Annotated in this window: 10 protein-coding genes and 1 tRNA gene; 7 read left to right on the forward strand and 4 right to left on the reverse strand. The window is 53.6% G+C overall.

The genetic code is table 11. The annotated features are described in order from the left end of the window. Together QHG98_00805 and QHG98_00810 are read right to left on the reverse strand one after the other, a co-directional pair. On the reverse strand, positions 1-771 hold the full coding sequence (locus QHG98_00805) for a class I SAM-dependent methyltransferase (protein ID MDH7596274.1): 771 nt from the start codon (positions 769-771) through the stop codon (positions 1-3). Continuing rightward, entirely contained in the window at positions 768-2,342 is a 1,575-nt protein-coding gene (locus QHG98_00810) for an ABC transporter substrate-binding protein (GenBank protein MDH7596275.1), read from the reverse strand. Before QHG98_00810 ends, QHG98_00805 begins: the two co-directional genes overlap by 4 nt. Before the next feature lie 525 nt (positions 2,343-2,867). On the opposite strand from QHG98_00810, the gene QHG98_00815 reads away from it, so the two are divergent. The 5 genes from QHG98_00815 (at position 2,868) to engB (ending at position 7,425) form a co-directional block, all read left to right on the forward strand. Next, positions 2,868-5,060, forward strand: a complete 2,193-nt coding sequence (locus tag QHG98_00815; protein ID MDH7596276.1) for an elongation factor EF-2 — start codon at positions 2,868-2,870, stop codon at positions 5,058-5,060. Between the two features lie 67 nt (positions 5,061-5,127). Then, entirely contained in the window at positions 5,128-6,402 is a 1,275-nt protein-coding gene (gene tuf, locus QHG98_00820) for a translation elongation factor EF-1 subunit alpha (GenBank protein MDH7596277.1), read from the forward strand. Between the two features lie 15 nt (positions 6,403-6,417). Further along, positions 6,418-6,726 carry a 30S ribosomal protein S10 gene (rpsJ, locus tag QHG98_00825; GenBank protein MDH7596278.1) on the forward strand — a complete coding sequence of 103 codons (309 nt, stop codon included), beginning with the start codon at positions 6,418-6,420 and terminating at the stop codon, positions 6,724-6,726. A gap of 2 nt (positions 6,727-6,728) precedes the next feature. Beyond that, positions 6,729-6,816: transfer RNA gene (locus QHG98_00830), tRNA-Arg, on the forward strand. Positions 6,817-6,852: 36 nt separating this feature from the next. Further along, positions 6,853-7,425, forward strand: a complete 573-nt coding sequence (gene engB, locus QHG98_00835) for a GTP-binding protein EngB (GenBank protein MDH7596279.1) — start codon at positions 6,853-6,855, stop codon at positions 7,423-7,425. A gap of 158 nt (positions 7,426-7,583) precedes the next feature. Here engB and QHG98_00840 read toward each other — a convergent pair whose 3' ends face one another. Beyond that, entirely contained in the window at positions 7,584-8,708 is a 1,125-nt protein-coding gene (locus QHG98_00840) for an ATP-binding protein (protein MDH7596280.1), read from the reverse strand. 163 nt (positions 8,709-8,871) lie between these two features. Further along, positions 8,872-9,030, reverse strand: coding sequence for a hypothetical protein (locus QHG98_00845; GenBank protein MDH7596281.1), 159 nt, complete (start codon positions 9,028-9,030; stop codon positions 8,872-8,874). Between the two features lie 125 nt (positions 9,031-9,155). On the opposite strand from QHG98_00845, the gene QHG98_00850 reads away from it, so the two are divergent. Further along, a complete protein-coding gene (locus QHG98_00850; GenBank protein MDH7596282.1) occupies positions 9,156-10,781 on the forward strand; it encodes a pentapeptide repeat-containing protein in 1,626 nt (541 codons plus the stop codon). 103 nt (positions 10,782-10,884) lie between these two features. Continuing rightward, positions 10,885-12,814, forward strand: a 1,930-nt coding sequence (locus QHG98_00855; protein MDH7596283.1) for a hypothetical protein, incomplete at its 3' end; no start/stop codon positions are given.

The following is a 12,814-nucleotide window of genomic DNA, read 5'->3' on the forward strand; positions in this document are numbered from 1 at the left end:
TCAGCTCTCCGCGTGCCTGAGGGTGTAGAGCAGTGCGTCGGTGCTGTGGAAGCTGACCCGCATCTCATCATCAAGCCTGCCTGTGCTGCGCAGGTAATCCATTATCTCCTCCGGAGATCTCTCTGAGTACCTGTACTGCTTCAGCACGTATCCGATGGGGAGCCTGTAATCCCTCGGGAAGAGCTCAACATCAAAGTCATGGCCCATATCTCTCAGAATGCTGTGCAGGCATCTGTGATCGACATGTGGTCTGGGACCGTATGCAAAATCGTTCAGTGGATCCGGAGGCTCGGCCCTGAAGACTATGAAGACGCCCAAATGCGAGACCTCCATCATCCTGCGAAGAAATGCCTCCACATCCTCCTGGAAGAGGCTGTAAGCGGCAAGCGTGTAATCGATCCTGTCAGAGATCTCAGCCTCCGGCCACGCATCGCATAAGGCTTTGATGTTATCGACTCCCCTGGCCTTTCTCATCAGAACCTGCAGCTGGTGCTCAGAGGGGTCCAGCGCGATGATCCTTCCTGCGATTCTGGAAAGAGGTATGGCGAAGGCGCCCGTGCCAGCGCCTATGTCTAGAACCGTGGAGCCGGGATGGATCAGGGAGGAGATCCTGTCGAGGATCCTCCCCGGATAGCCCATCAGCTCCAGGATCTCGTCGTAGATCTCGTACTCCCTCCAGAACTGGTCGTTCGATATGCCTCTCTCCCTCAGATGGCGAATGTAGCTTGTTCTCCGGATGAACTCCCTCCACTGATCCACCCAAACGCTCATGCAACCCTCTCTACATTCAGGAAGTTCTCCAGGTTGTAGATACCATACAGCGGGTCTGAGCTCCAGCCGGTCCATTTCTTGTTGTACGGTGTGAACACCTTGTTCCAGTACAGCGCTATGCCAGGCAGGTTCTCAGCGTAGTAGTCCTGTACGCTGTGCGCGTACTCCTTAAGCTCCTCATCGCTCCTGGCAGCGAGAATGTCATCGCAGAGCTTCTGGAAGTTGGGATCGCTCAGGACGTGGAGCACACCCTCTCCGGTCCTGCGTGAGTCGAAGTAGCCGGTTCCCCAGTTCGCATGCATCATCATTCCCCAGGGAGTTGTCCTGGTGATGGTGAGGTCATACTGGTACTCATCCTTGAGCTTTATCCATGTCGCATCGTCCACGACCTTCAGCTCTGCATCTATGCCCACAGCTGAGAGGTACTCCTTCACCAGCTCTGCGACCCTCTGGAACTTCGAGCGTGCGAGGAGGAGAAGCTTCATGTCATTGCCGCCTGAATCCTCCAGAATCCCGTTGCCGTTCCGGTCCCTGTATCCCGCCTCATCCAGGATCTCCCTGGCCTTTTCAGGATTGTACTCAAGAGCTGGCGTATCCTTGAAGTACGCCATGCTGGGCGGCACAAACCCGCGGTTCGGAACAGAGCCGTATCCCAGGGCATCGATCTGGAGGATCTCCGTGTAGTTTATGGCGTATGACACTGCTTCCCTGAATTTGAGATCTGACATCGGTTCCCTGTTCAGATTGAATCCCAGGAAGACCAGGCCAACGTTGTCCTTCTCCACAAAATCGAATTTTCCGGTATCCATCAGCTTTCGAATGCCTGTGTATGGATACGTGCCAGCGTACTTGTAGTATGCATCGACGTCTCCCTTCTCGAGCGCCATTGACAGAACATCTGAGTTCTCATACATGTGCAGCTCTATTGAATCGATCTTCGGCTCCCTGCCCTTCCAGTAGGGGTTCCTCTTGAAGTATATCACACCAGCCCCGAGGTCTGTTTTATCGATGACAAAAGGACCGCAACCGACGATTGCGCCCTCATCAGTGTATTCGGTCGGCTTATCTATCGTCTCCCACACATGCTTCGGCAGTATGTTGTATGTGGTGAACTCGAGGTTCAGCCGGGAGTAGGGCTTTTTGAGCTTGAATACAACGGCATTCCCATCAACTGCTATCTCATCAACTGTATTTTTGATCCAGCCGGCTGGTGGGTACTTATCGGCGATGTACTCGAACGTGAACTTCACGTCCTCTGGAGTGAGCTTCGTGCCATCGCTCCAGTAGAGGTTATCATCTATCTCGAACCTCCAGGTAGTCCCATCCTCTGAGACAGAGTAGCTCTTTGCGGTCTGACCGCTGAGAGTGCCGTCAGGGTTCATCCTCATAAGCGGCGGGTTGGAGAGGTGTGCGAAGACCCCCATGCTGGAATCGCCCAGGATGCTGGCAGATTTGACCACATCCTGAGTGCCTATCCTGAGCACAGTCTCATCTGCAGAGCCGCATTGAATCACAGCGGTTGTCGTTAAAATTAAGACCAATATGGCGAGCTTTTTATGTAAATTCTTCATCAAAGCTTTACCTCCGTTGCTACAAAAAATACTATTTTACATAAATATGTTCCGGTAACTTATTATAAAAGCGCAGAAACTGCATCAAAACCTGTGAATATATTGTCGGACGAGTATGGTTATGACAGGGTCTCACGCAGCAGTGAACACTCTTATCCATCTGATAACTTGCCCGGAGAGGCAGCAGTCATGCTATGCGCTCCTGATGGGCGGATAAGTGCATTCAGCAACCTACCGCATGACCTTCAAGTTGCTAATGCATAAGAGCGAGAGCAAAAAAATATTCTTCTGCTCCATAACCGTGAACTTCAAACGCAAGGATAAGAAACCTGGAAGCCTGCGATGGACAGGAGCTATAGGATGCTGGAACAAATTATGTAATATATTTATGTTTTACTGCAATGTCGCGAGGAGGTAATAATATCATTCGGACAGGTCCGTTCGATCCTAACTAAGGCTTATATAGGTGGAATCAGAAGTTTTTGGGTCCGAGTTAATGCTTACACAAGTTCAGTGGTGCGTGTTATGGGCAAGAGAAAGAAGATCGCAGAGCGTGTGATTGCTCTGATGGACAGGCCCGAGATGATCAGAAACATCGGGATTGTCGCGCATATAGATCATGGCAAGACGACGCTATCAGACAACCTCCTGGCAGGCGCGGGGATGATCTCCATGGAGCTCGCCGGGAAGCAGCTCTTCATGGACTTCGACCCTCTCGAGCAGGCGAGGGGCATAACGATAGATGCCGCAAACGTCTCCATGGTCCATGAGTATGAGGGGAAGGAGTATCTGATCAACATGATCGATACTCCTGGGCACGTGGATTTCGGTGGCGACGTCACACGAGCGATGCGCGCTGTTGATGGCGCTGTCGTTGTTGTGGATGCGGTTGAGGGCGCAATGCCGCAGACGGAGACCGTTCTGAGGCAGGCGCTTCGCGAGGGCGTTCGTCCTGTTCTGTTCGTGAACAAGGTCGACAGGATGATCAACGAGCTCAAGGTTGAGAAGAAGGAGATGGCAGTTCGTCTCGGAAAGGTCATCGACAGCATCAACAAGCTCATCAGGAGCATGGACGAGGAGCACTACAAGGCCGGCTGGAGGCTGGATGCTGCAAACGGCAGCGTGGCATTCGGCTCAGCCCTCTACAACTGGGCCATAAGCGTTCCGCAGATGAAGAAGACCGGCATAGGCTTTGATCAGGTCTACGAGTACTGCCGCTCGGATCGGATGAAGGAGCTGGCACAGAAGTGTCCTCTCTATGTTGCGGTCAACGACATGATAATCCGCTTCCTGCCGAGCCCGCTCGAGGCCCAGAAGAACAGGATCAGGGTCATATGGAAGGGCGACTGGAACAGCCCTGTGGGAAAGGCCATGGCGGCATGCGATCCGAACGGACCGGTGGCGTTCATGGTCACAAAGATCAAGGTGGATCCGCATGCGGGAGAGGTCGCAACAGGACGGCTCTTCTCAGGCACGCTTGTTCGCGGCATGGAGCTTCACATCTCAGGGGTGCCACATACAAACAGGATCCAGCAGACAGGCATCATGATGGGGGCTGAGCGGATAGAGGTCGAGAGGATTCCTGCAGGAAACATCGCAGCAGTCACAGGCCTGAGAGACGCGATCGTCGGCTCGACAGTTTCGAGCGATCCGAACATGACACCGTTCGAGGTGATCAAGCATGTATCAGAGCCGGTCATGACGGTCGCGGTCGAGGCTAAGAACATGCGCGATCTCCCCAAGCTCATAGAGGTCCTCCGCCAGACAGCAAAAGAGGATCCTACGCTCCAGATAACGATCAATGAGGAGACGGGCGAGCATCTCATGGCAGGGATGGGCGAGCTCCACCTGGAGATCGTGGCGACCAGGATCCAGAGGGACAAGGGAGTCGAGATAAAGACATCCCCCCCGATCGTGGTCTACAGGGAGTCTGTGACCGGCAAGGCAGGGCCTGTCGAGGGCAAGTCTCCAAACCATCACAACAGGTTCTACATAGAGATAGAGCCGCTGGAGCCTGGCGTGATCGAGGTCCTCAAGGAAGGAAAGATCAACATGAAGATGGAGGAGGTCGAGCGCAGGAAGATCCTGATCGACGCGGGCATGGACAAGGAAGAGGCCAGGAACGTGGTCAACTTCATCGGAACCAATATGTTCCTTAACATGACAAAGGGCGTCCAGTACCTCAAGGAGACAATGGAGCTCATACTCGAGGGCTTCGAGGAGGCGATAACTGCAGGTCCGATCTGCAGGGAGCCGGTTCAGGGTATAAAGGCGAAGCTTGTGGATGTAAAGCTCCATGAGGATGCTGTCCACAGAGGACCCGCTCAGGTGATACCCGCGGTCAGGCAGGCGGTCCAGGCCGGAATACTCATGGCGAACCCGACGCTGCTGGAGCCGATGCAGAACGTCTTTATACAGGTGCCCCAGGACCAGATGGGAGGGGCCATGTCCGAGATCCAGGGACGTCGCGGTGTGATCCTGAGCATGGAGACTCAGGGGGACATGATCACGATCAAGGCCAAGATGCCTGTCGCAGAGATGTTCGGATTTGCAGGCGCGATCCGGTCCGCCACAGAGGGCAGGGCGCTCTGGTCCACAGAGTTCGCAGGCTTCGAGCCGATCCCGGCAAACCTGATGCTGGATACGGTTCGGCAGATCAGGACCAGAAAGGGATTGAAGCCTGAGATGCCGACGCCAAGCGACTATCTCAAGGCGTGAACCGCTGGAAAAGATTTAAAGGCAGAAAGAAAATACGGATGAAACCACTTGAAAGGAGATGAATAAAATGGCAGAGACAAAGCCTCACCTTAATCTGGCATTCATCGGACACGTTGACCATGGCAAGTCAACGCTTGTCGGAAGGATGATGTATGAGATGGGGGCCATCGATGAGCACACCATCGAGGAGTACAGGAAGGAAGCTGCTGCAAAGGGCAAGGCGACATTCGAGTTCGCCTGGGTCATGGACAGCCTGAAGGAGGAGCGCGAGAGGGGTGTGACGATCGATATAGCTCACCAGCGCTTCGATACCGACAAGTACTACTTCACGGTGGTCGACTGCCCCGGTCACAGGGATTTCGTGAAGAACATGATCACAGGCGCCAGCCAGGCTGATGCTGCGGTGCTGGTTGTTGCTGCGCCCGATGGCGTGATGGCCCAGACGAAGGAGCATGTCTTCCTCGCAAGGACTCTTGGCGTGACACAGCTGATAGTGGCCATAAACAAGATGGACGCGACAGAGCCGCCATACGATGAGAAGAGGTTCAAGGAGGTTAAGGAGGAGGTCGGCAAGCTCCTGAGGATGGTCGGGTACAAGGTCGATGAGATCCCGTTCATACCGGTGTCTGCTTACAACGGTGATAATGTCGTGAAGCACAGCGATAAGACCAAGTGGTACACAGGGCCGACCATACTGGATGCTCTGAACGCGCTGAAGGAGCCGCAGAAGCCGGTGAACCTCCCGCTCCGCATACCTGTGCAGGATGTTTACACGATCTCAGGCGTCGGTACGGTGCCAGTAGGGCGTGTTGAGACCGGCGTGCTCAAGAAGGGCGACAAGGTCATATTCGAGCCCGCACACGTCACAGGCGAGGTCAAGTCCATAGAGATGCATCACCAGGAGATCCCCGAGGCGTACCCCGGAGACAACATCGGGTGGAACGTCAGGGGCATCAGCAAGAACGACATCAAGAGAGGCGATGTCTGCGGTCACGTCGACAATCCGCCGACAGTGGCGAAGGAGTTCACAGCCCAGATCGTGGTGCTGCAGCATCCGAGCGCGATCTCCGCTGGCTACACACCTGTCTTCCACTGCCATACCGCGCAGGTGGCGTGCACGATAACAGAGATCAAGGCCAAGCTCGATCCCAGGACAGGCTCTGTAAAGGAGCAGAACCCGGCGTTCATAAAGACGGGTGACGCTGCAATCATCGCTGTCAGGCCAACAAAGCCGATGGTGATCGAGAAGGTCAAGGAGATCCCGCAGCTCGGCAGGTTTGCGATCAGGGATATGGGCATGACGATCGCCGCGGGCATGTGCCAGAACGTGACTCCAAGATAAAACCGGTGTCTTAGCATGCAAAAGGCGAGGATACGGCTCTCCGGGACGAACCCCGCGACGCTTGATGACATATGCAACCAGGTGCGCGGGATCGCCCAGAGGACTGGAGTGCACATGGCGGGCCCGATTCCGCTCCCGACCAAGAGGCTGGTGGTTCCCTGCCGCAAGAGCCCTGATGGAGAGGGCTCTGCGACCTGGGATCACTGGGAGATGAGGGTTCACAAGCGGCTGATAGACCTGGATGCGGATGAGAGGGCACTGAGGCAGCTCATGCGGATCCAGGTTCCCAAGAACGTGAACATCGAGATAGTGCTCGAAAGTTAGCTGGACTCGTAGTATAGTCTGGATAGAACAGAGGCCTCCGGAGGTCACCGGGGATAGCCTCAAACCCGGGTTCGAATCCCGGCGGGTCCGCTGCTTTAATTTTATTTTTGGTTATTTTTGGTTTGCATGTGCGAGATAGTTCTGGTCGGCAGGTCGAATGTGGGCAAGTCCACGCTCTTCAGAGCTCTGACCGGTGAGAGGGTCCCCATCGGAAGAAGGCCGGGGGTGACTGTGCGACCGTATTCTGTCAGAATCGGCAGCCTGACGTATATCGACATGCCAGGCTACGGGTTCATGAAGTACCGGAGCTGGAGGGAGCAGGAGCGCGTCAGGGATCTCATAGTGAGGTACCTCGAGGATCATGCTGACAGGATAATAACAGCAGTACAGGTCACAGATGCGGCGTCGTTCCTGGAGATCGCGGAGAGGTGGGAGAGCAGGGGCGAGGTGCCTGTGGAGATCGAGATGTGGGAGTTTCTATGCGATTTGAAGCTCAATCCGATACTCGCGGCGAACAAGATCGATCGGATAGCGAACAGAGAGCAGGTGCTGGACTGGATCGCGGAGCGTCTCGGCATGGAGCCGCCCTGGAGGCGATGGGAGGATCGCATAGCCCCGATATCTGCGAAGCGCGGCGAGATCGAGCCGCTCAGGCATCTTATAAAATCAAGGATGGAGACCAGCAGGAGCAGATGCTGAGCCATGGGGATCTCAGGGCAGCGCCACAGTCTCACAAAAAGAGATGCTGCATCCTCTGATGTACCGATCCTGCTGTGAAATTCAGATCAGCATCTTCCAGAGCTGCTTGCTCACAGGCCGCATATTGGGATCCGATCCCCTGCACGAATGCTAGGCGCTCATTTCTGATCTGTGTTCTTCTCCGTTGATGCGACCGGCAGGGTGAAGAGAACCGTGCACCCCTTTCCCGGCTCCGACTCTATCCAGACCCGCCCGCCATGCGTTTCGATTATCTTTTTGACGATCGCAAGGCCGGCTCCGGTCCCCTCTGATCTGCTGTCAATCTTGTAAAACAGCCTGAAGACGTTGCTTTGATGCTTCGGATCGATGCCCATGCCGTTGTCCCTGACGTAAAACACGGTCTCTCCGTTCTTTTTGCAGCCGATATGTATCTGTGGCGACCTCTGATCCCCCATGTACTTCACGCTGTTGTCTATCAGATTGACGAGAACCTCCACAGCCCTGATCCTGCTGGCATGAACCACAGGAAGATCTCCATCGATCACCACATCAACTCCTCTGGACACCAGCTTTTCCCTCGTGAGGGTGAGGGCCTCATTCACGATATCTGCAAATGGCACGCGCTCTCGCGACGCCAGGATCCTGCCTATCCTGCTGATCTTCAGCGTGTCATCCAGCATTTCATTGATGTCGTTCACCGCGGTCTCTATGACTCGCAGATCATCATCGATCCTCCTGGAGTTTCCGGCACGTATATCCTCTTTGAGAAATCCGAGAAAGCCGCTGATCGTGAGCAACGGAGCTCTCAGGTCATGAGATATTGTGTACAGCAGCCATTCCAGCTCCTCGTTCTTCGATTTGAGCTCTGAAGTCCTGTCGGCAACGAGCTTCTCCAGGGTCCGTTGGGAGCTTCTCAGCATCGCCTCTTTCTCTTTTCCTTCAGTGATATCCATGCTTACGATCTGCGCGCGTATGGGGCCCGAGCTCAGCGGATGGACATACGTCCTCAGATGCACCCTCTCTCCGTCAGGTCTGGTGCAGATGTGCTCGAAGCTGGATCTGTTGCCCGAGTTCAGGATATCGAGTATGCGCGAACGAGCCTCGCGATCTGCGAATGGTGGATCTTCTGTTCTGCTGATCTCCTCTCCATCCAGTCCGGTTATTGATGTGAACGATGGGTTTGCAAGCATAATCCTGCATTCTCGATCAAGATACGCCACGCCCACCGGCAGGCTCTCAAAGAGATGTCTGAAAATATCATCCGGGGCACCGTGATCTCCCAAAGCCATCCACCCTACACACCTTTCTGAGATACAGACATCATCAAAATATAAAAAGTCAAGCCCACAACCAAAACATCCGCAGGTGCATCTTGTTTCCAGCACCTGCGGCCCATCAAATGGCGGCTGACCATTTAGAGGCAGGTCCTACAGTCATAACCCGCTGTCACAGGTTCTCTCTGAGGAGCTGGTAGACGACGTAAACAGCTATCACAAAGATGGCGAGCTTCGCCAGCCACATCAGCGGGCCCCACAGGACCATCACGAGTATCACTGCCAGAATAAGGAGTATCAGGTTTCTCTCCTTTCTCTTGAATCTGCTCATGATGGATACAGTGCAGTGATGGTTTATATATATGATTGGCCGCGGATAGCTCAGGTGCTGGCTGTGGTGATGTTCCCTGAAATCGTGGAACAACGCTGGACAAAGCCTATATCCAGGCAGATCTCATGGACAGCAGGAGCGTGGTTCAGATACGGGCTGTCGTGTGGTGTTCGCTGCTGTTATATCTGCTGACGATCTCCATGGCCTACAGCCAGGATATCGGCTGCAATGCGAGCGAGGGAATCTGCAGGATCGTATCTCCGTCTGAGATCGTGGGTAAGATCCGCGCCGGGGAGCCTGTGGTCTACGAGAACGTCTTCATCTCAGGGGATATCAACATCACCAGGCTGGAAAAGCCCGTGGTCTCTCCGATAAAGATAGCGAATTCAACGATCAATGGATCTCTGAGAATCAACGGCGTTGAGTTCATGGGTCCGCTGAACCTCAGCGGCACGGTCTTCTCAGGGGAGGTGGCCGCGAGGGGTGCGAGTTTCGGCTCCGACGTCTCTTTCGCGGGCGCGCATCTGCTCAGGGAGGCTGAGTTTACCCTGACGAGGTTCGAGGGGACTGCGAACTTCATCGGGACGAATTTTCATGGCATGGTGAGCATGAGCTACGCCCAGTTCTCAAAGGTGGCGAGCTTCGAGGGGGCTGCGTTCTGGAGCCACGCTGACTTCTCCAACGCCCAGTTCATGGACGATACGAGCTTCGAGAGGGTTCACTTTCTCAGAAGCGCCAGCTTCGAGTTCGCGCGGTTCTACCAGCTCGTCTCGTTCTGGCGCTCTGTGTTTCATGGAGATGTGAGCTTTGCGAACAGCGAGTTCTCCGGAACGGCCAACTTCATGAGCGTGAGCTTCGATGAGAACGCCGTGTTCATGGGCTCCAGGTTCTCCCATGATGTCACATTCAGCGCGGCCAGGTTCTCGAAGGCAGCTGTCTTCGGCCTTGGAGCGTTCCAGGGATTCTCTGATTTCTCAAGTGCGCACTTCAGATCGGTCGCGTTCTTCGGGCTCGCAAAGCTCGAGGACAACACGAGGTTTGTCAACACGACATTCGGTGGGGATCTCGTGCTGACAAGCTCCCGGATATACTCGATGCAGCTCGAGAACGCGAGCTTCTCAGATTCATCTAAGATATACCTGAACGAGGCCGACTTCACGAGAATGCTCGCCCGCTGGTCTCTGATAAAAGATCATCTCGTCTACGACAGCGCCGCTTATCTAGCACTCGTGAAGAACTACAAGAACATGGAGTGGAGGGACGACGCGAACGACTGTTACTACCAGTACAGGAGGATAAGCCAGTCCTCTGAGCCGTGGGGATTGGAGAAGATGATCGATGTGATCTCATGGCTCTCCTGCGGTTACGGCGTGAAGCCGAGCTACACCATATTCTGGTCGATGTTCATGATCCTCCTCTTCGGTTTGGTGTACTGGATCGGCAACGGGATAAGGGAGATCGCCTGGGAGAACCTATCGGATGAGGAGGTGGATGGAGAGCAGGAGAAGAATCCAGAGGCCCACGAGGGTGATTCTGATAGCGTCTCTGAGAGCAGGCCTGTGCGATCGACGGAGAGGCGCATACCGTTCTCAGACTCGATATTCTTCAGCGCGATGTCGTTCACCGCCCAGTCACCAGCCTCGCTCTATCCTGTCGGCATATACAAGCACGTCAGCATGATCGAGGGGATACTCGGATGGTTCCTGCTGGGGCTGTTCGTGGTTGTTCTCAGCGGGATGCTGATACGATAAGTATTTATCTAAATTGTTTAGATAATATCATGTGAGTTTGGTGGGAGCGACTGTTAGGTTTCAAAAATTTGTCAGGATGCTGACCAGGACGGGGTGAGCCGGTGTGATTGACTGTGACATTATACATCCAGACAGGTGTCTTATTCGCAATACGTTCAGGAGACACATCTCAGGTGCACACGTGATTTTTGTGATCTTTCTGATACTTGTGCTGGCTTCAGGTTCTGCATATGGAGTGGCGGGTGGACAGGGAGGATCTCAGGGGAAGATACTCCAGGGATATGACAAAAATCAAAAAGCCTGGGGTTACGGCCAGGTTGGCGGCTGGAATGATTGCGAATGCGTCCCGTTCAGAATGGAGCTGAGAAGCCCATCAAGCACGCCGCAGACAGAGACCATCGAGTTCGATTACTCAAGAAAGGTTCAGGGTGTTACCAGAAAAGGAGTTGTAGGTTTTGAGGAGTTTTACGTGGGTGACAGCAACGGCAATCCAGTATCAGATTCCGTTGTGAGTCTCCAGATCTCAGAACACCCCCATTCTAATTCCGGTCAGGGTAATGAGCTTGTTATCGGCTCATACACTGTTACGATTACATGGCACTCATATCCAGCAGGAACGTTTTACCTCTACTGGTGTGCCAGGCTGAGCTGTGAGGCATCTGCGTTTACTGGCTGCAGCCTCCATGTCAATATGGCAGATAGAGGGGCTGGAGATATTCCAATATGCGTGAACTGCAAGGATCCCACAGTATCTCTCAGCGATACGGTTGTGTGTCCTGGCGAAACTGCTGTGTTTGAGGCTCAGACCACCGGCTCGCTGCCGATGACTTACACTTGGAGTTTCAAAAAGTCCGGAAGCAACTACTTCCAGCAACTCTCTGAGACAGATAATACACTCACAATAAATGACGTTGATCAGAATAAAGTCGGAGTTTACAAGGTAAAAGTTTCTAACAGCTGTGGTTCATCAGAGAAAACCGCAACACTCAGCCTTTGCACTGGAAGCCTGAAGATCAAAAAGGTTGTTGAGGGACCATGCGAGCAGGGGACTGTTTTCACAGTGAATGTAATAGGGCCGTACGGATATCAGGCTTCCCACTCATTTGGTTGTTCTGGAGGGGAATATACATTCACAAACCTGCCGGTGGGCGAGTATACAATAAGTGAAACCCCTCCAGCTGGCTGGAGCGTCACCGGTTCGGGTCAAAAGGTTCAGGTAAATAAGGACAAGACTGCAGAAGCAATAATAACAAATAAAAGGGATACCGGCAGTCTTAAGGTAACAAAAACCGTGGATTGGAATGGCGCCACGCCTGACAACACCAAGACTTTCGAGATTTGCATTCGTGGGCCGTCCTATCCGAATGGAAACTGCAAGACTGCTAGTGGAGAGCCTCTCATCTGGTATAACCTGCTTCCAGGAAACTATATTGTTACCGAGACCAGCCCTGGGGCGGAATGGGATGTCACGATAACAGGGTCTCCTGCAACAGTGGTAAAGGGCAGCGTTACAGAGGTATCGGTAGTAAACAAATATAAAACAACCCAATTATGCGTAAGCGGCTGTGATCAGTATTCGGTAACATATCTTTCTGGGTCAAGTGGGTATAATCCGAGCACAGGGCGCACCAGATTCACGTACAGAGTCTGCGCAAACTGTGATCCTGATATAAGCCACTGGGTTCTTGTTTTACCGTCATGTGTGAAGGCGAGCGATATAGTGGCGGCGTCACATAGTTATTCAGTAGGAACCGATCCAACAACAAGTGCAAGCGGTATAAAATTTGATATCGAAGTGAAGAAGGGTGAGTGCAAGGAGTTCTGGTTCGAGCTGAGCGGCCAGTGGGCATCTGGTTCTACAAATGCTTTTATTAAGGCAGGGCAGTTGATCTGTGAAATTTCCACAACAGGGCCAGCATGTCCACCTGTTTGTGAGATCGAGGTAACAGTCAGTCCGACATCAGGCGAGCTGAACTGCAAAGTCGAGAGCGTCGAGCTCAAAGCAACCGTTACGGGTGGTAAAGGGCCGTACT

Source organism: Methanothrix sp., from assembly GCA_029907715.1.
Taxonomy (GTDB): Archaea; Halobacteriota; Methanosarcinia; order Methanotrichales; family Methanotrichaceae; genus Methanothrix_B.